The sequence below is a fragment of the Halomonas sp. 707D4 genome, assembly GCF_024158685.1.
GTDB lineage: Bacteria > Pseudomonadota > Gammaproteobacteria > Pseudomonadales > Halomonadaceae > Vreelandella.
In genome coordinates this window covers 1-16,923 of the sequence record NZ_JAMZBD010000012.1, presented here as the reverse complement: position 1 = coordinate 16,923, position 16,923 = coordinate 1, and the positions used below count along the sequence as shown (strand labels likewise).

Below are 16,923 nucleotides of genomic sequence, written 5' to 3'. Positions count from 1 at the left end.
GTGGTGGTCGCCGCGCGCCTGCGCGAGATGGACCGCTCGATCGAGGAGGCGGCGATGGATCTGGGCTCGCCGCCGCTCAAGACGTTCTTCAGCATCACGCTGCCGGTGATCTCGCCGGCGCTGGTCGCCGGGTGGCTTCTGGCCTTCACGCTGTCGCTGGATGACCTGGTGATCGCGAGCTTCGTCTCCGGCCCCGGGGCCAACACGCTGCCGATGGTGGTGTTCTCCTCGGTGCGCCTGGGCGTCTCGCCGAAGATCAACGCGCTGGCCACGCTGATCATCCTGGTGGTGTCGCTGGCCACCCTCCTGGCCTGGTACGTCATGCGTCGAAGCGAAAAGCGTCGCCTGGCGCTGATTCACCAGGCGGGCGACGGCGAATAGTTCACAGCACGTCGTCGTCGCGCCCGGTGGTGATGGCCTCTATCTCGCCGGTCATCGGCGAAAGCACCACCTGTACCTGGATCGGCGCGCAGCAGCGGTGGCAATCCTCCCAGGTGGTATGGCTGCCCTGGGAGGTATCGATGACGAAGGTGAGCGGGGTGCCGCAGTAGGGGCAGTCGAAGGCGTGCTCGATCAAGGCATCGTCGTCCATGGCGGGTTCTCCAGGCAGTGAGATGATTGTCATTGAGTGTAGCAGAGCGGATGCGGACACCGAGGGGCGGAATCGGGTAGGATGAGGGCGGGTCTTTCTTCCCAGCAATCAAAGAGAACGATGATGATACGTTACATGGCAGTTGCGGCCGCTCTGGCCGTCCCGATGGTCGCCCTGGCGGATACGCCCAACGTCACCCCGGGCGAGTGGGAATTCGTCAGCGTCACCCGCATCAGCGGCGACATGGACATTCCCGATCAGACCGAAACCGAGCGTCAGTGCATCACCCAGGAAGAGCTCGACAGCGACTCCTTCGGGCTGATCGAGGAGGAGCAGGGCTGCGAGCTTCTCAGCCAGGACATGAACGCCGACGGCATCAGTTACAGCATGGCGTGCAGCGCCGAGGGCGGCCAGGCCACCATCGAAGGCGAGATGCGTTTCATGGGCGAGCGCATCGACGGCGACGTGTCGATTCTGACCGAGTCACCGATGGGCGAGCTCACCATGAACACCTCGATCGAGGGCGAGCGCGTCGGCGACTGCGGCTGAGCGTTTCGAGCGAGTCACGAGGAGCGCCTTCGGGCGCTCCTTGCGTTTCAGCGTGCATCACTGCGCGCCATCTCCTCCTCCAGCCGACGCTTGACCGCGCCGGGCGAGCCGGTACGCCGGGCGAGCAGGTCGTAGGCCACCGGCACCACCAGAAGCGTGAACAGCGTCGCCGCGGCGACCCCGGCCATGATCACGGTACCGATGACCAGCCGCGACTCCGCCCCCGGGCCGCTCGAGACGATCAGCGGGATGGCGCCGGCCATGGTGGTGATCGCGGTCATGAGGATCGGGCGCAGGCGCGTCACCGATGCCTCGACGAGGGCGTCACGAAACGCCAGACCCTCGTCGCGCAGCTGGTTGACGAACTCGACGATCAGGATGCCGTTCTTCGCCGCCAGGCCGATCAGCAGCACCAGCCCCACCTGGCTGTAGATGTTGAGCGACTGCCCGCTCAACAGCAGCGCCAGCAGCGCCCCGCTCATGGCCAGCGGCACCGTCAGCATGATCACCAGCGGGTGCACCAGGCTCTCGAACTGGGCGGCGAGCACCAGAAACACCACCACCGCCCCGAGCACCAGCAGGAAGGCGGTGGCGCCGCTGGCCTGCTGGAAATCCCGCGAGGGGCCGGCGAAGCTCGTCTGGGCGGCCTCGGGCAGCAGCGTATCGGCGCTTTGCTGCAGGTAGGCCAGCGCCTCGCCCAGCGGGTAGCCATCGGCCAGGTTGGCCTCCAGCGTGATCGCGCGTACCCGGTCGAAGCGGTTGAGCGTGCTGGCGCCGGCGAAATCGGTGAGGGTCACCAGGCTCGACAGCGGCACCAGGGCGCCGCTTCGGATCGAGCGTACCTGGATGTTGTCCAGCGCCCGGGGGCTTTGCTGGCGCGCCCGATCGCCCTCGAGGATCACGTCGTACTCCTCGCCATCGTCGACGTAGCGGGTCACGTTGCGACCGCCGAGCAGCACTTCGAGGGTGCGGCCGATCTCGCTGACGGTCACCCCGAGCGCCGCTGCCCGCTCGTAGTCGATGTCCACGCGAAGCTGGGGCTGGGTCTCGTCGTAATTGCTCTCGAGCGCCGTCAGGCGCGGGTTGTCGCGGCGCACGTGCTCGATCATGACGTCCCGCCAGCGGGCGATCTGCTCATAAGAGCCGCCGCCGATCACGAACTGGACGGGTTTCTGGGTGCGCTGGCCGAAGCCCTGGCGCATCACCGGGAACGCCTGGACGCCGGGCAGGGTGGTCAGCGTCTCGCGGACGTCTCCCATGATCTCCCAGGCACTGCGACGACTGCCCCAGTCGACCATGTCGATGATGAAGAAGCCGCTGTTGAAGTTCTCGATATTGCCGAAGCCGCGCGGCGCCCGCGCCACCACACGCTTCAGCTCGCCTCGCTCGACGAAGGGGGCCAGACGCGCCTCGATCTCGTCCATGTAGTCCATCATGTACTCGAAGGTGGCGCCTTCCGGGCCGTTGACCAGCACGATGAAATTGCCGCGATCCTCCTGAGGGGTATATTCGCTCGGCAGGGCCATGGCGAGCCAGGCGGTGGCCGCCAGCAGGCCGACGAACAGCGCCGCCACCAGCCAGCGCAGCGCGAGCGTTCTGATCAGCACGCGTCGATAGAGGCGCTGGGAGGCGCCCAGCAGGCGCTGTACACCGCGCCCGATGCGGCCATCGTGCATGCCGGGCTTCAAGATCTTCGAGGCCATCATCGGGGTGAGGGTCAGCGCCAGAAGCGTCGAGAACACCACCGCCGCGGCCATGGTCAGGGCGAACTCCGAGAACAGCCTGCCGATATCGCCCTGGAGCATGCTCAGCGGCACGAACACCGCCACCAGTACCAGGGTGGTGGCGATCACCGCGAAGCCGATCTGGCGGGTACCGCGATAGGCGGCGACCAGCGGCGTCTCGCCATAGTCATGCATGCGCCGGTTGATGTTCTCGAGCACCACGATGGCATCGTCGACGATCAGCCCGATCGCCAGTACCAGTGCCAGCAGGGTCAAGAGATTGATCGAGAAGTTCATCACCGCCAGCGCCGTGAAGGCGCCGATGACGGCGATCGGCACGGTCACGGCGGGCACCAGCGTGGTGCGGAAATTGCCCAGGAACAGGAAGATCACCACCACGACCAGCATCATGCTGACGAACAGCGTGCTCACCACCTGTTCGATGGCCCCGGAGACGAACAGCGAAGCGTCATAGTCGAGCGCCAGCGCCATGCCTTCCGGCAGCGTCTGCTGCAGGCGGCCAAGCTCTTCCTGCACCGCCTCGGAAAGCGCCAGCACGTTCGCCGTGGACTGCATGATGATGCCAAGGCCGACCATGGGCACGCCGTTGGCGCGAAACACCGAGCGATCCTCCACCGCGCCGACCTCGACCCGGGCCACGTCGGCCAGGCGCACGAGCTCCCCGCGCGCGCCCTGATCCAGCGCGAGACGCTTGAAGTCGTCGGCGGTGGCGAAGGCGCGCGGCAGGCGCACGATGAACTGGCGATCTTCGGACTGCAGCGACCCGGCCGGAAGCTCCACGTTCTCGGCGCGCAGGACATCCTCGATGTCGCCCACGGTCAGGCCCCGCGCGGCCAGGGCGTTGCGGTCGAGCCACACGCGCATGGCGTAGTCGCGCCCGCCGCCCACCCGTACGCGGGCCACCCCGGGCTGTACCGACAGGCTGTCGACCAGGTAGCGGTTGGCGTAGTCGGTGAGCTCGGTCATCGAGTAGTTCGCCCCGGAGAGGCTCAGCCAGACGACGATCTCCTCGCTGCTGTCTGCCTTGGTGACTTCCGGGTTGTCGGCGTCGTCCGGCAGGTTGCGCAAGGCGCCGGAGATGCGGTCGCGCACGTCGTTGGCCGCGGAGTCGATATCCATGGTGATGGCGAACTCGATCTCGATGCGCGAGCGGCCATCCTCGCTTTGCGAGGTGATCAGCTCGATGCCCTCGACGCCGGCGATGCGATCCTCGAGCACCTGGGTGATGCGGGTTTCCACCACGCTCGCCGAGGCGCCCGGGTAGCGGGTGTCGATGCTGACGATGGGCGGGTCGACGGTGGGGTACTCCTGCAGCGGCAGGCGGTCGAGGGCCAGCAGCCCGAAGGCGACGATCAATGCGGCGATCACCAGGGCCAGCACCGGGCGCTGGACCGAAATGTCCGAGAGACGCATCAGCGGTGGGCCTCCAGGATCTCGCGCACGCCGGTGTGGTCGTCCATCACGCCGAGCAGACGCACCGCCAGGTCGTCCCGGGCGAGCTGCAGCCCGTGGACCACGACGAGTTCGCCCTCGTCCAATCCTTCGAGGACTTCCACCTCGCCGTGGCGGCGCTCGCCGATCATCACCGAGCGCTGTTCCAGGCGGTGGCCATTGTCCTCTTCGTGAACCACCATCACGTAGTGGCGGTCGCCGCTGGGCTCCAGCGCCGCCTCGGGCACCACCACGGCGTCGCGCAGGCGCTGCTGGACGATCACTTCCATCAGCAGACCCGGGCGCAGGCGCAGGCCCGGGTTGTCGATGAGCGCACGCACCTCGACGCTGCGCGTGACCGGATCGATGCGCGTGCCGAGGGTGGCGATCTCGCCGCTGAAGACCTCGTCGGGGAAGGCGACGCTGGTGGCACTCAGGGCAAGCCCCGGCGACAGCCGGCCGAGAAAGACCTCCGGCACGCTGAAATCGAGCTTCATGACGTCGAGCTTGTCGAGGGTGACCAGGGCCGTGCCGGGCGTGACGAGCGTGCCCACGCTCACTTCGCGAAACCCGACCCGGCCGCTGAACGGCGCGCGAATACGGTAGTTGGCAAGCCGCGCCTGCTGGGCCTGGACCTGGGCGCGCGCCTGGTCGAGCTGGGCCTGGCGGTCTTCCACGTCGGCGCGGGCGGCCAGGTTGCGATCCTGAAGCTGGGAGACGCGCCCCAGCACGTTGGCGCGCTCGGCGCTCAGAGCCTCGGCGGCGCGCAAGAGAGCCTGCTCCTCGCCATCCTCGAGGCGGAACAACAGCCGCCCGCGCTCGACCTGCTCGCCGTCGGCGAAGTTGATCTCGGCGACGGTCTTGGTCACCGTGGCCGACAGCGTCACGCTCTCGTCGGCGCTCAGGGTGCCCAGTGCCTCGAGCGGGTCCGACCAGGGAGCGCGTTCGGCGAGGCTTGCGATCACGCCGGGCAGCGGCTGGGCGAAGGCCAGCGGGCAGAGCAGGAGCAACAGCGCCCCGAAAGGGCGGATCAACGTGGGCATAGGCGTCTCGGTCGGCGAGCGGGCATGGGCGAAAGGTCGCAGGGTCGGGCAATGCGGCGTTTAATGCAACGCCGCGCGGGAGCATCGCCCCCGTGGACTTTGCTAGAATGCACGACTTTATAGTGAATCGAGGGGCGCCGCATGGTATTCGATGTCGTGATCATTGGCGCGGGAGCCGCAGGGCTCATGTGCGCCGCCCAGGCAGGCTATGCGGGCAAGCGCGTGCTGGTGCTCGATCATGCCAACAAGGCGGGCAAGAAGATACTCATGTCCGGCGGCGGGCGCTGCAACTTCACCAACCTGGATACCGCGCCGCGCCACTTCTACTCCCAGAACCCGCACTTCTGCATCTCCGCGCTCAAGCGCTACCGCCCGGAGCACTTCGTCGAGCTGGTCGAGCGCCACGGCCTTGCGTACGTGGAGAAGGCGCCGGGCCAGCTGTTCTGCGCCGACTCCGCCAAGGAGATGGTCAGGCTGCTTCTGACCGAGTGCGAGTGGGCGGGTGTCGAGGTGTCGCTCGAGACCCGCATCACGCGGGTGGAGCGAGCAGGCCAGGGCATGCGCCTTGAAACCTCTCTCGGGCGTATCGATGCCGGCGCGCTGGTGGTCGCCACCGGGGGGCTTTCGATTCCCACCCTGGGCGCGAGCGGCTTCGGCTACGAGATCGCCCGCCAGTTCGGCCTCGAGGTGTTGCCGACCCGCCCGGGGCTCGTGCCGCTCACCCTGAGCGATGGCTGGAAGGCAAGGGCGAGTGCGCTCTCCGGGGTCAGCGTGCCGGTGAGCGTCGAGCATGGCGGCCAGGGCTTCACCGAGCCGATGCTCTTCACCCATCGGGGGCTGTCGGGGCCTGCGATGCTGCAGATCTCGAGCGTCTGGGAGCCGGGCGAGGCGCTCACCATCGACCTGCTGCCGAAACGCTCGGCGCGGGAGCTGTTGTTCGAGGCGCGCGCCCAGACGCCCAAACGCCTGCTCGCGACCTGGCTCGGCGAGCAGTTTCCCAAGCGCCTCGCCCAGGCGCTGATCGAATGGTATCCCGAGGCGCACACCCAGGTGCCGCTGGCCCAGCTTTCGAACGAGGCGCTCGAGGAGTGGGCCGAGCGGCTCAACGCCTGGACGCTCAAGCCCTCGGGCACCGAAGGGTGGCGCACCGCCGAGGTGACCATGGGGGGCATCGACACCGATGCGATCTCGTCGAAGACGTTCGAGGTCAAGGGCATGCCGCAGCTGCGGTTCATCGGGGAAGTGCTGGACGTGACCGGCCGCCTGGGGGGCTACAACTTTCAGTGGGCGTGGTCGAGCGCGGTGGCTTGCGCGCAGGCGCTGTAAGAGAAGAAGACGTCAAGTCGAGGAGAAGGGCGCGAGAACCGCGCCCTCGTTCAGGTGGCGATCTTGGCCAGCAGCTTGAACTTGCGAAACAGCATGTAGCCTGCCAATGCCTTGCGACCCGCCGCCATGGCGCCGCCGGGATGACGCAGTATACGCCAGGCCGCAATGCCTCCCACGGCGTAGAGCGGCAGCTTCAAGCGGCCCCAGCCGTTTTCGAGCGGAGCGGCGGCCTGGAGCAGGTAGTCGCTGTCGACCAGGATATCGACCCGCTGGCGCTCGAGCTCGGCGAGCAGCGCCGCCTTGCGTTCGGCACGGCTGGGCTTCACGTCACTTTGCGGGGTAGTCATGATCGTTGGCCTCCAGAAGAGCCCGATCCGCTGCCAGCTGCTTGAGTGTCTCCTTCAACAGCGTATGGCTCTTCGCCTGACGAAGGGCGATCACGGCCAGTAGAAGGCTCATGAAGATGAGCGCGCCTGCACTGATGGCGATGGCGGTGATGCGATAGGTATCCCAGAAGTAGACGATGACCAGTGCGGTCAGGGTCGCGATACCCAGCAACAGAAGCAGCAGACTGGCACCTGCCAGCATGAAAAGAACCAGAAGACGAGCGCGTTCCTCCTCGAGTTCGAGAACCGCCAAACGCAGGCGGGTTTCACTGTTGGCAACCAGTGACTTCAGCAGGCGTTTGGCGGCAGAGAATACGCGTTGGGTAGGGCCCAAGGCCATTAGCGGCGACCGAGCAGCAGACCCGCTACCAGGCCGGCGGCGGCGCCGATGCCCAGACTCGTCCAGGGGTTCTCGCGTACGTAGCGGTCGCAGCAGTCGACCTGCTGGGAGAGCGAATCACGCGTGTCTTCGTAGAGGCTCTCGCCGGCGGCTTCCAGGCGGGAGCGGGTCTCTTTCAGGCGACGTTCGGCGCGCTCGCGCAGGCCGCGCATTTCACCGCTGGCATCCTTCGATGTGGCACTGACCAGCTCTTCCACGGTCTCGCTCAGATAACGCAGGTCGTTCTTGAGTTGATCGGCACGTGTGGAACTATCGGAGTTGCGCTTAGCCATGTTGTCTTCCTTTGACGGGTGAATGAAATGATGACCCTATCCAGCATAGCAGTCATCGTCGAATAGACAACTCGGCGTCCTACCGGTCGAGACCGGTGGCGCTGAACATCGGGTTGAGGCTGAAACCGATGCTCAACCGGTGGACGCGGTTGTCGTAGTCGATCATGCTCTCGCCGTACCCGTAGTAGTACTGCAGGTGGGCGCGAAGATTGGTGAACGCCGGCCAGCTGTAGTCCACCTGGGTGCCGTAGTTGCCGGCAGAGGGGTTGCCGCGAAACTGGGTGGCGATCTCGTGGTTGCCATTGAGCCGCTTGGCCACGCGGATGTCGCCGTAGCCCATGTAGCGCTCGATGTCCGGGTTGTCGTCGCTGCCGTCGGATTCCGGCACGCGCCAGTGGGGCGCCAGCGTCAGGGCCCAGTCGCCGCGCTGGAAGGTACTCTCCAGGTAGACCCGGTTCCAGCTGCGCGACAGCGGGTCGGAGCGGCCGTTAGACTGGTGGTTGAAGGCGACGCGGTTGCGCGTGTTCACCCAGCCAAGCGCCGTCCAGGCGTTGTCGAAATCGATGAAGATCTCGGGCTCGTAGTTGGTTTCACGAAAGGGCGAGGAGGCGTCGGTGTTGTACGCCTGCCACCAGCTGCGCTGGGTATAGCCGAAGTAGACGTCGCCCACGTCGCCGAACAGATCCTCCACCAGGTTGAACTTGGCGCTGAACTGGAACTTCACCTCGACGTTGTCCGGACCGTTCTCGTCGGTGATCTCGCGAAAGTTCTGCTCGTTGACCTTGTTGTTGTAGCTGAACGGGAAGATGTAGTTGGTACGGTGCGTGGTGATCGCGAACGGGTTGCGCGTGGACTCCTGTTCGAGCAGGCGGCGCTCGTTGAGATCCACCAGCGCGGCCTCTTCGGGCAGGGGCTCGGCGGGAATGCCGGCGGCGCTCTGCTCTGGTGCCTCGATCTGCTGGAGCTGCTCGCGAAGCTGGTAGAGCTCGACGTTGAGCGCGCGAATGCGGGCCTCGATGGCTTCCTGGGTGTCCGCTGACTGTGCCAGGGCGTTCGACGCCATCGGCGTGGTGCCGACAAACACGAAAAGAGCTGCTAGTAACCGGTGTCGGGTGACCATGGGGAGGGCTCGCGAAGGTAGAAGGGGGAATCAACAGGGCTTTCTATACAGGCTGGCCGTTTAAGTCAACCACTGCTGATTGCGAAAGCGCCGATTACCTCCGACAATGTCGCCGTTGCAGCGGTGCACGCAGCCAGTGAGGCATACACGACGTGGTGAAGAATGTGGTGAGGCGGTGGATGTGGGGCGTGCTGGTCACGCTGATGGTAGCGGTGCCGGCGGCCCTGGCCGTCGAGGTCGAGGGCGTGCCTGCCCGGGAGGAGCTGGCCGAACGCCTGGACGCCCTGGAAACCGCCGAGGCCGAGCTCACGCCCGCCCAGCAGCGCGACCAGGAGGCGATCGAGTCGGCGCTGGACAGCTACGAACGCCTCGAGGGCATGGAAGAGCGCCTGGCCTCGCTCGAGCAGCGCATCGCCAACGCCCCGGAACTGCTTTTGCGCCTCGAGCGCGAACTCGACGACGCCGAGCAGGAGCGCCAGGCGCTCAACGTCGAGGATCTGAGCGACACGCCACTCGAGAGCCTGGAAAGCCGCCAGGCCGACGCGGTGGTGACGCTGCAGCAACTGCAGAGTCAACTGGCCGACGCCAGCTCCCAGCTGCTCGCCGCCCAGACCCTGCCCGAGCGTGCCCAGCAGGCCATCTCCGATGCCCTGCAGCGCAGCGAGAACCTGCGCCGCGAGGTCGACGAGCGCGAGCAGCGGGTAGCCGACCGCCAGCTCTCCGCCCAGAACGACGCCAACCTGATCCAGCTGCGCCTCGACCGGGCGGTGGCCGAGCGCGAAGTGATGCTCAACCAGCGCGAACTGAGTGCCAACAGTCGCCTGCGCGAGCTCGCCCAGCAGCGCCGCGACCTGCTGTCGCTGCAGATCGACGAGCAGGAGCAGCTTCTCAACCTCTTGCAGGGCGCCATCGATCGCCAGCGCCGCCTGGCGTCGGAACAGGCGATCGCCGACGCCGCCCGGGACGATCCGCTGATCGCCGAGGGCCACCCGGTGGTACTGCGCGCCCAGGAGATCAACCAGTCGTTGAGTCTCGAGCTTCTGCGCGCCACCGATCGCGCCAACGGCATCGTGCGCGAGAACATCGAGGCGCAGCGCCAGCTCGACCACGTGCGCCAGCTCCAGCGCAGCCTCAACGAGCAGCTCGACGCCATTCGCGGCAGCCAGCTCTTGTCGCGCATTCTCACCGAGCAGCGCCAGTCGCTGCCCAGCATCGCCCCCCGGCGCGACCTGCAGGACGAGATCGCCGACCTGCGCCTGAAGCAGTTCGACCTGATTCGCCAGCGCGACCAGCTGCGCCAGGGCGAGCGGCTGGCCACCCAGCGCCTGGAGGAGGCCGGGGTGGAGGTCACCCCGGCGCTGGTCGACTCGCTCTCGCGGCTCTACCAGTCGCGCCGGGAGCTGGTCGAGCAGCTCGAACAGGCCTACGGCGAGCTCTTGAGCGCTGCCATCGAGCTGCAGCTCAACCAGCAGCAGCTTCTCGACATCACCCGCAGCCTGCGCACCACCATCGACGAGCAGCTCTTCTGGGTCGCCAACAGTCGCCCGCTCGACATCGCCTGGCTCCGGCAACTGCCCGCCAACCTGCAAAACGAGTGGCGCGAAGGCGAATGGCGAAGTCTGTTGCCCACCCGCTGGCCGTGGCTCTCCTGGGACGTGCTGGCCGGCGCGCCGCTGGTGCTGATCAGCCTGCTGCTGACCTGGCTTCGCCCGCGCATCAAGGCGCGCCTGGCGCTGATCCACTCCCAGATCGGCCGGCTCAAGAGCGACACCCAGGGCCATACGCCCAAGGCGGTGCTGCTCAACGCGCTGCTGGCGATCCCCGGGCCGCTGGTGCTGGCCGGGGTGGGCGTTGGCCTCAATGCCACCGAGGACCCTCGCGCGACGAGCCTGGCGATGGCCTTCCTGCAACTGGCGCTCAGTTGGGGAGCGATCGCCTGGGGGAGGCGGCTCCTGGTTCCCGACGGCGTTGCCGAACGGCACTTCACCTGGTCGCCAGGCTACAACGCCATGCTCAGAAAACTGCTGGGCGGGCTCGGCATGGCGCTGTCGCTGGTGGTGTTCATCGCTACGCTGTCGGCGCCCATGCAGACGCCGCTGGCCCAGTACCCGGTGGCGCTGGGGCTGTTCTTCCTGGCGCTGTGCGCCATGAGCGCGTGGCTCGCCAAGCTGATCCTCGCCCACGTGCCGTTTTTCGGCGTGCGCCTGTTTCGGCTGCTGCTGGGGCTCTCCATCGCCGCGGTGCCGCTGGTGCTGGCCGGGCTGGTCGCCTGGGGGTACGAGTACACCGCGCTGCGCCTGGTGGGGCGCTTCGCCATCACGCTCTACATCCTGGGGCTCTGGATCATCGTCGAGGCGACGGTGGTGCGAAGCCTGGCCGTGGCCGCGCGTCGGCTGGCCTACCGCCGGGCGCTGGCGCGTCGCCGCGCCCAGGTGCAGGAGGGCGCCGAGGGCGGGCTCGAGGTGGTCGAGGAGCCGCCGCTGGACATGGAGAAGATCAACATCCAGTCGCTGCGCCTTTCCAAGCTGATTCTGCTGATCGCCTTTCTCGCACTCTTGTACCTGGTGTGGTCGGATCTTCTGACCGTCCTCGGGTACCTCGACCAGGTCTCGCTATGGGACGCCGAGGACGGCGACCTGGTCGGCAGTGCGCTGTCGCTCACCGACGTGTTCACGGCGCTTTTGGTGGTGGCGGTGATGTTCATCATGGCGCGCAACCTGCCGGGGCTTCTGGAGGTGATGGTGCTCTCGCGGCTGTCGCTCAAGCAGGGCAGCGCCTACGCGATCACCTCGCTCTTGTCCTATACCATCGTGGGCTCCGGTATCGTCATGGCGCTGGCGAGCCTCGGTGTCTCCTGGGACAAGCTGCAGTGGCTGGTGGCCGCGCTCAGCGTGGGGCTCGGCTTCGGCTTGCAGGAGATATTCGCCAACTTCATCTCGGGGCTGATCATCCTGTTCGAGCGGCCGATCCGCATCGGCGACACCATCACGCTCGGCAACCTGCACGGCACCGTCAGCCGGATTCGCATCCGCGCCACCACGGTGACCGACTTCGACCGCAAGGAGATCATCATCCCCAACAAGACCTTCGTCACCGATCAGTTGATCAACTGGTCGCTGTCCGACAACGTGACGCGGGTGGTGCTCACCTTCGGCGTGGCCCACGGCTCGGACCTGGCCCGTGTGCACCAGCTCCTGCGCCAGGCCGCCGACGAGAACGCCCGCGTTCTGGCCGACCCGGAGCCGCAGGTGTTCTGCGTAAGCTACGGCCCGCACAGCCTCAATTTCGAGCTGCGCATCTTCGTCAACGACCTGGTCGACCGGCTCTTCGCCGCCGATGAGGTGAACTGCCGGGTGGAGGAGCTTCTGCGCGAGGCGGGCATTCGTATTGCCTTCGAGCAGATGGACGTGTGGCTGCACCGCGACGACTCCGAGCCGGTCAAGGTGCAAACGGCCAAGGAGCTGCCGCCGGCGTCGCTGGGCTAGCGGGCCTTGGTCGCCAGCAGCAGGAACTCCCGGTTGCCGTCGCCGCCGGTGATCGAACTCTCCTGCCAGTGGGACACTGTCAGGCCGTGGTCGCGGCACACGCCGACCACGAGCGCCTTCACCGCGTCGAAGCGGGCCGGGTTCTTGACCACGCCGCGCTTGTCGAGCGCCCTAGGGTCGAGCTCGAACTGCGGCTTGACCAGCGACAGCAGCCTTCCGCCCGGCGGCAGCAGCGCGGCGATCTCGGGGATGATCAGCGTTTGGGAGATGAACGAGACGTCCATCACCGCAAGCTCGACCGGGCGCTCGGCAAGGGCGCGCGCAAGTACTTCGCTCTGACTCATCGCGCGGGCATTGAGCCCTTCCAGGCAGGTCACGCGAGGGTCCTCGCGAAGAACAGGGGCGAGCTGGCCGTGACCCACCTCCACGCCGATCACGTGGCGGGCACCGAAGCGCAGCGCGCAGTCGGTGAAGCCGCCGGTGGACTGGCCGACATCGAGCACGCCCACGTCGTCCAGGCGCATCCCGAGCGCATCGAGCACGCCTTCGAGCTTGAGCCCGGCGCGGGACACGTAGCGCTCCTCCGGGTCGTCTTCGATGACGAAACGGGTGTCGGCCGGCCACTTCTCCGAGGCCTTGGTGAGCGGCGTGCCGTCTGCCAGGCGCACCCGGCCGTTGCGAATCAGGCGCTGGGCGCGAGTGCGGGAATCGGCGAGCCCCAGGCTTGTCAGCAGCTGGTCGAGTCGTGTCATGTCACACCGGGCATCGGTAAGGAAGCGGGCCATCGCGAGGGTCGCTCGCATGGGGATTTCTCGAGGGCTGTCGCCTCGGCCGGGATTATACACGAAAGTCGGGCGCTTCCGGCAGGCAGGGCGGCCTGGCGTGCAAGGCATGCGACAGTGAAGGGCGGGCAGCAGAGTATGGTAGGCTAGAGGGCGGGTTATGACCTTCACATGGCAAGAGGACAAGGCCAAGATGGCGGCCAAGCCGATCTACCGGGTAGTGGTTCACCAGCAGGGTGAGGTGTGGGATCTATACGTCAGAGAAATCTTTCAAAGCGAACTCTGGGGCTTTATTGAAGTCGAGGAGTTTGTCTTCGACGATGCTTCACGGGTGGTGGTGGACCCGGGCGCCGAGAAGCTGCAGCGCACCTTCGACGGTGTCAAGCGTAGCTACCTGCCGCTCAACGCCATCGTGCGCATCGACGAGGTCGAGCGCGAAGGCCCGCTGAAGGTCGTCAAGAGCGACACCCGTGTCGCGGAGTTTCCCCGTCCCTTTCCGCTTCCCCCTCGGGGAGAAGGGTAGGCGCTCGAGCGTTGCGCGTTTCGCGCGCGGTCGTGATGAGCGCATGTGTCAATGATCAGGACTTTGAGTCATGCAAGAAAAAAAGCGTCGTTTAAGTGGTTGTCTCGCCGGTGCGGGGCTTTTGATGAGCGCGGTGAGTCTTTCGGCCTTCGCCCAGACCGATAACCAGGCGTGGGTCAGCGAGGAGCTGAGCACCTTCGTGCGCAGCGGCCCCACCGATGGCTATCGGATCGTGGGAACGCTCAACGCCGGCGAGCAGGTGGAAGTGCTCGAGCAAAGCGGTGACTACACCCGCGTGCGCGGCAGCGGCGGCGATGCGGTCTGGGTACTGAGCAGCGAGCTGCAGCAGACCCAGAGTGCCCGCGAGCAGCTTCCCGAGCTTGAGGAGCAGGTCGAGGAACTCACCCAGGAGCTCGACGGCATCAACGAGACCTGGGAGGAGCGCGTGGCTTCCACCCAGGAGACGCTGCAGACCCGCGAACAGCGCATCGCCGATCTCGAGGCGCGCAACCAGGAACTCGACAGCGAGGCCGAGCGCTCTCGCCAGCAGATCCGCGCCCTGCAGGCCCGCCTGGATACCCAGGAGGAGGACCTGCTGATGCGCTACTTCATGTACGGTGGCGGCGTCGCAGGGGCGGGGCTGCTGGTCGGGCTGATCGTTCCGCACCTGCCGCGTCGGCGCAAGAAGCGCGACCGCTGGTTCTAGGCGTGCACGACGACCGCGATCACGACAACCCGTGGCGCCGGCGCTGGCGGGAAGGGCGAATCGGCTTTCACCAGGACGCTGCGCATCCGGCGCTGGTACGCTACTGGCCCACGCTGGGCGTGGCTCCGGGGGCCAAGGTGCTGGTGCCGCTGTGCGGCAAGAGCCTCGACATGCGCTGGCTGTCGCAGGCTGGCCATCCGGTGCTGGGGGTGGAGCTCGCCCCGGAGGCGGTGGAACAGTTCATCGCGCAATCCCAAGACGACGTATCGCGCTATCACCTGCCCGGTTTCGAGATCACGCGCCAGGGTACCATCGAGCTCTGGCGCGGTGACTTCTTCCACCTGCATATCCACCAGGCCTTCGAGCTCGGCGCCTTCTTCGATCGCGCCGCGCTGATCGCACTGCCGCCGGCCACCCGCCAGCGCTACGCTTTCCACCTGGCTCAGCTACTGCCCCCTGGCGTCGAAGGTCTGTTGATCAGCGTGACGCACGAAAACGGCGGCGAAGGGCCGCCCTACAGCGTACGGGACGAGGAGATCGAGGCGCTTTTCGAGCGTAATTTCACCGTGGCGTGCCTCGAGCAGAGCAGCCCGGACGCGCGCGGCGTCGCCGAGCAGGTGTGGCGCTTGACGCGGCGCGGGCCGAGATGACCCGCGCCGTGGGATGGGCTAGCGGGCGAGCAGGCGGGCGAGCTCCGGGTCGCTGAAGGCGCGGTTCAAGCCATCGCTCATCAGGTCGTTGATCATCCGGGTGTTGGTGGCCTCACCGGGCTTGATGGCGTAACCCTGGGTGCGCCGCGAGGTGTAAGTACCGGTGTAGGTGGTGCCCTTGTTCTTGACGATGGCGCGGAAAACCCCTTCGATACGCGCCTCGTCCACCAAGGGCTGGCCGCTGTCGCCCTGGCCGTAATGCAGGCTTGCAAGCTCCAGGGTGAGGCTCGGGCCGTCCGGGTTGGTGCCGGGTACGGGGTTGAAGCCCATTTCGCGCACCGCCCGCTCCGCTTCTTCCTGGAGGCGCGGCATCACTTCGTGGCTGTTGACGGTAATCTGCGCGGTGGACATGCTGCCACCGGCGCGCGTGCCGAGCACTTCGCTCTCGCGGGCATCGACCGCCGCCACGCTCACCTGCTGGCCGGACCCGACCTGAGGGACCTGGGCGGTACGCTCGGGGCTTGGTTGAAGATATTGGGGGCTGGCGCAGCCGGCCAGCAGGGCGCCGGCGAGCAGCGCCGACGAGAGAGCAAGAAAATGACGCCGCAGCATGGGAGTTCTCCGAAGTGGCCAAAAGCGCAGTATAACGTGGCGACTTGGCTTGAGTAATGCCTCGATTCACGCCTTTCGACGATGGTAGCAGAATGCCTCACGACGACCTTTACGCCCAGCAGGAACGTCTCCCCAATCGCCTGCCGCAGGATGGCGAGGCGTACTACCTGGAGCGCGTGCTCGACGCCGGGCCAGCCAGCGATGCGCTGGCGCGCTGCCTGGAAGAGCTCGACTGGGAGCACGAGCGAGTGACGATGTTCGGCCGCGAGATCGTCACCCGACGCAAGATCGCCTGGTACGCCGACACGGCGATGCCCTACGCCTACTCCGGCAGGACCCGCGTGGCCTCGCCCTGGGCCGACTGTCTGCTCGCGCTCAAGGCCCGCGTCGAGAAGGCCAGCCATGCGACGTTCAATGCCTGCCTTTGCAACCTGTACCACTGCGGCGAGGAGGGCATGGGCTGGCACAGCGACGACGAGAAGACGCTGGTGCCGGATGGGGTCATCGCCTCGCTGACCCTGGGCGATGCGCGGCGCTTTTCATTCAAGCACAAGGCGAGCGGCGAACGGGTGTCGCTCGAGCTCGCCCACGGCAGCCTGTTGATCATGCAGGGCGAGACCCAGGCTCACTGGCTGCACGCCCTGCCCAAGACCCGCAAGAGCCGCAGCGCACGGGTCAATCTCACCTTCCGGCAGATGCGCTGAGGCGTTTCAGATCAGGAAGCGGGCGCCTGACGCGGGCGCGCCGTTTCATCCTTGAAGCGATGCCACTGGCGCGGGTGGGCATAGAGGCGCTGGCCGCGATGGATCTTGAGGCGTTCGAAATCCGCGTGGCGCACGGTGGCAAGCCAGGGCGCCGCGAGCCAGTCCGCCTCGAGCTCCACGCGCACCTCGGCACCGACCAGTGAAATCGCCGTCACGGTGACCGGAAGGTGCACGCCGGATTCGAAGCTCGAGGCCAGTCGCACCTCGTGAGGGCGCAGCAGCAGCTCCTCGTCGCCATCGGGCAGGTTCACGTTGAGCTGGGCATCGCCACAGCGCAGCACGCCGTTCTGAACCCGCCCCTCCAGGTGGTTCACCTCGCCCAGAAACTCGAACACGAAGCGGTTCTTCGGGGTGCGGTAGAGCGCCTCGGGCGTGTCGATCTGCTCGATGCGGCCGTTGCTCATCACTACCACGCGATCGGAAAGCTCCAGCGCCTCCTCCTGGTCGTGGGTGACGAACACGCTAGTGAAGCCGAGCTCCTCGTGCAGCCGGCCAGCAGCAGCGGGTATCGCTGGCCCGCGCCTTGGCGGTCGAGCC

18 protein-coding genes are annotated in these 16,923 nt (G+C 66.7%); 8 read left to right on the top strand and 10 right to left on the bottom strand.

All coding sequences use genetic code 11. The annotated features are described in order from the left end of the window. Nucleotides 1–381: ABC transporter permease subunit (locus BIS11_RS01180; protein WP_253585667.1), on the top strand; the 381-nt coding region annotated here is incomplete at its 5' end. 1 nt (nucleotide 382) lies between these two features. Here BIS11_RS01180 and BIS11_RS01175 read toward each other — a convergent pair. Next, nucleotides 383–592, bottom strand: coding sequence for a CPXCG motif-containing cysteine-rich protein (locus tag BIS11_RS01175; RefSeq protein ID WP_253424195.1), 210 nt, complete (start codon nucleotides 590–592; stop codon nucleotides 383–385). Between the two features lie 135 nt (nucleotides 593–727). On the opposite strand from BIS11_RS01175, the gene BIS11_RS01170 reads away from it, so the two are divergent. Then, entirely contained in the window at nucleotides 728–1,141 is a 414-nt protein-coding gene (locus BIS11_RS01170) for a DUF3617 family protein (RefSeq protein WP_253424198.1), read from the top strand. Nucleotides 1,142–1,188: 47 nt separating this feature from the next. Here BIS11_RS01170 and BIS11_RS01165 read toward each other — a convergent pair whose 3' ends face one another. After that, nucleotides 1,189–4,299, bottom strand: a complete 3,111-nt coding sequence (locus BIS11_RS01165) for an efflux RND transporter permease subunit (RefSeq protein WP_253585665.1) — start codon at nucleotides 4,297–4,299, stop codon at nucleotides 1,189–1,191. Then, on the bottom strand, nucleotides 4,299–5,360 hold the full coding sequence (locus BIS11_RS01160) for an efflux RND transporter periplasmic adaptor subunit (protein WP_253424856.1): 1,062 nt from the start codon (nucleotides 5,358–5,360) through the stop codon (nucleotides 4,299–4,301). Before BIS11_RS01160 ends, BIS11_RS01165 begins: the two co-directional genes overlap by 1 nt. 141 nt (nucleotides 5,361–5,501) lie before the next feature. On the opposite strand from BIS11_RS01160, the gene BIS11_RS01155 reads away from it, so the two are divergent. Then, entirely contained in the window at nucleotides 5,502–6,686 is a 1,185-nt protein-coding gene (locus BIS11_RS01155) for an NAD(P)/FAD-dependent oxidoreductase (protein WP_253424853.1), read from the top strand. A 50-nt stretch (nucleotides 6,687–6,736) separates the two neighbouring features. On the opposite strand, the gene BIS11_RS01150 is transcribed toward BIS11_RS01155, so the two are convergent. From BIS11_RS01150 to BIS11_RS01135, 4 genes are all read right to left on the bottom strand, one after another. Beyond that, nucleotides 6,737–7,033 (bottom strand): YqjK family protein, encoded by a 297-nt coding sequence (locus tag BIS11_RS01150; RefSeq protein ID WP_253424849.1) that lies wholly within the window; start codon nucleotides 7,031–7,033, stop codon nucleotides 6,737–6,739. Then, nucleotides 7,014–7,412, bottom strand: coding sequence for a phage holin family protein (locus BIS11_RS01145; protein WP_253424846.1), 399 nt, complete (start codon nucleotides 7,410–7,412; stop codon nucleotides 7,014–7,016). The genes BIS11_RS01150 and BIS11_RS01145 overlap by 20 nt, the downstream gene beginning before the upstream one ends. Next, nucleotides 7,412–7,744 (bottom strand): YqjD family protein, encoded by a 333-nt coding sequence (locus tag BIS11_RS01140; RefSeq protein ID WP_253424844.1) that lies wholly within the window; start codon nucleotides 7,742–7,744, stop codon nucleotides 7,412–7,414. Before BIS11_RS01140 ends, BIS11_RS01145 begins: the two co-directional genes overlap by 1 nt. Nucleotides 7,745–7,823: 79 nt before the next feature. After that, complete coding sequence (locus BIS11_RS01135) at nucleotides 7,824–8,864, bottom strand: phospholipase A (RefSeq protein WP_253424841.1); 1,041 nt, start codon at nucleotides 8,862–8,864, stop codon at nucleotides 7,824–7,826. A gap of 179 nt (nucleotides 8,865–9,043) precedes the next feature. On the opposite strand from BIS11_RS01135, the gene mscK reads away from it, so the two are divergent. Further along, nucleotides 9,044–12,349, top strand: a complete 3,306-nt coding sequence (mscK, locus tag BIS11_RS01130) for a mechanosensitive channel MscK (RefSeq protein ID WP_253585669.1) — start codon at nucleotides 9,044–9,046, stop codon at nucleotides 12,347–12,349. Here mscK and BIS11_RS01125 read toward each other — a convergent pair. Continuing rightward, the gene (locus tag BIS11_RS01125) at nucleotides 12,346–13,101 is read right to left on the bottom strand and encodes a TlyA family RNA methyltransferase (RefSeq protein ID WP_253585663.1); all 756 of its coding nucleotides are present in this window, start codon (nucleotides 13,099–13,101) and stop codon (nucleotides 12,346–12,348) included. The genes mscK and BIS11_RS01125 overlap by 4 nt on opposite strands. 223 nt (nucleotides 13,102–13,324) lie before the next feature. On the opposite strand from BIS11_RS01125, the gene BIS11_RS01120 reads away from it, so the two are divergent. The 3 genes from BIS11_RS01120 (at nucleotide 13,325) to BIS11_RS01110 (ending at nucleotide 15,010) form a co-directional block, all read left to right on the top strand. Beyond that, nucleotides 13,325–13,654 carry a DUF1820 family protein gene (locus BIS11_RS01120; protein WP_227389754.1) on the top strand — a complete coding sequence of 110 codons (330 nt, stop codon included), beginning with the start codon at nucleotides 13,325–13,327 and terminating at the stop codon, nucleotides 13,652–13,654. Between the two features lie 124 nt (nucleotides 13,655–13,778). Further along, nucleotides 13,779–14,360, top strand: coding sequence for a TIGR04211 family SH3 domain-containing protein (locus BIS11_RS01115; RefSeq protein WP_227389753.1), 582 nt, complete (start codon nucleotides 13,779–13,781; stop codon nucleotides 14,358–14,360). A gap of 2 nt (nucleotides 14,361–14,362) precedes the next feature. Then, nucleotides 14,363–15,010, top strand: coding sequence for a thiopurine S-methyltransferase (locus BIS11_RS01110; RefSeq protein WP_253585662.1), 648 nt, complete (start codon nucleotides 14,363–14,365; stop codon nucleotides 15,008–15,010). Between the two features lie 18 nt (nucleotides 15,011–15,028). Here the strand turns inward: BIS11_RS01110 and BIS11_RS01105 are convergent, their stop codons facing one another. Next, entirely contained in the window at nucleotides 15,029–15,622 is a 594-nt protein-coding gene (locus BIS11_RS01105) for a YajG family lipoprotein (protein ID WP_253423748.1), read from the bottom strand. 92 nt (nucleotides 15,623–15,714) lie between these two features. Here BIS11_RS01105 and BIS11_RS01100 point away from each other — a divergent pair, with 92 nt between their 5' ends. Further along, the gene (locus BIS11_RS01100; protein ID WP_253423751.1) at nucleotides 15,715–16,326 is read left to right on the top strand and encodes an alpha-ketoglutarate-dependent dioxygenase AlkB; all 612 of its coding nucleotides are present in this window, start codon (nucleotides 15,715–15,717) and stop codon (nucleotides 16,324–16,326) included. Between the two features lie 11 nt (nucleotides 16,327–16,337). Here the strand turns inward: BIS11_RS01100 and BIS11_RS01095 are convergent. Continuing rightward, nucleotides 16,338–16,923: TOBE-like domain-containing protein (locus BIS11_RS01095; RefSeq protein ID WP_253585660.1), on the bottom strand; the 586-nt coding region annotated here is incomplete at its 5' end.

What these genes read in the sequence shown, in the direction of transcription:
- BIS11_RS01175 (WP_253424195.1), bottom strand. Translation starts at nt 592, where the DNA reads ATGGACGACGATGCCTTGATCGAGCACGCCTTCGACTGCCCCTACTGC.
- BIS11_RS01170 (WP_253424198.1), top strand. Translation starts at nt 728, where the DNA reads ATGGCAGTTGCGGCCGCTCTGGCCGTCCCGATGGTCGCCCTGGCGGAT.
- BIS11_RS01165 (WP_253585665.1), bottom strand. Translation starts at nt 4,299, where the DNA reads ATGCGTCTCTCGGACATTTCGGTCCAGCGCCCGGTGCTGGCCCTGGTG.
- BIS11_RS01160 (WP_253424856.1), bottom strand. Translation starts at nt 5,360, where the DNA reads ATGCCCACGTTGATCCGCCCTTTCGGGGCGCTGTTGCTCCTGCTCTGC.
- BIS11_RS01155 (WP_253424853.1), top strand. Translation starts at nt 5,502, where the DNA reads ATGGTATTCGATGTCGTGATCATTGGCGCGGGAGCCGCAGGGCTCATG.
- BIS11_RS01150 (WP_253424849.1), bottom strand. Translation starts at nt 7,033, where the DNA reads ATGACTACCCCGCAAAGTGACGTGAAGCCCAGCCGTGCCGAACGCAAG.
- BIS11_RS01145 (WP_253424846.1), bottom strand. Translation starts at nt 7,412, where the DNA reads ATGGCCTTGGGCCCTACCCAACGCGTATTCTCTGCCGCCAAACGCCTG.
- BIS11_RS01140 (WP_253424844.1), bottom strand. Translation starts at nt 7,744, where the DNA reads ATGGCTAAGCGCAACTCCGATAGTTCCACACGTGCCGATCAACTCAAG.
- BIS11_RS01135 (WP_253424841.1), bottom strand. Translation starts at nt 8,864, where the DNA reads ATGGTCACCCGACACCGGTTACTAGCAGCTCTTTTCGTGTTTGTCGGC.
- mscK (WP_253585669.1), top strand. Translation starts at nt 9,044, where the DNA reads ATGTGGGGCGTGCTGGTCACGCTGATGGTAGCGGTGCCGGCGGCCCTG.
- BIS11_RS01125 (WP_253585663.1), bottom strand. Translation starts at nt 13,101, where the DNA reads ATGACACGACTCGACCAGCTGCTGACAAGCCTGGGGCTCGCCGATTCC.
- BIS11_RS01120 (WP_227389754.1), top strand. Translation starts at nt 13,325, where the DNA reads ATGGCGGCCAAGCCGATCTACCGGGTAGTGGTTCACCAGCAGGGTGAG.
- BIS11_RS01115 (WP_227389753.1), top strand. Translation starts at nt 13,779, where the DNA reads ATGAGCGCGGTGAGTCTTTCGGCCTTCGCCCAGACCGATAACCAGGCG.
- BIS11_RS01105 (WP_253423748.1), bottom strand. Translation starts at nt 15,622, where the DNA reads ATGCTGCGGCGTCATTTTCTTGCTCTCTCGTCGGCGCTGCTCGCCGGC.
- BIS11_RS01100 (WP_253423751.1), top strand. Translation starts at nt 15,715, where the DNA reads ATGCCTCACGACGACCTTTACGCCCAGCAGGAACGTCTCCCCAATCGC.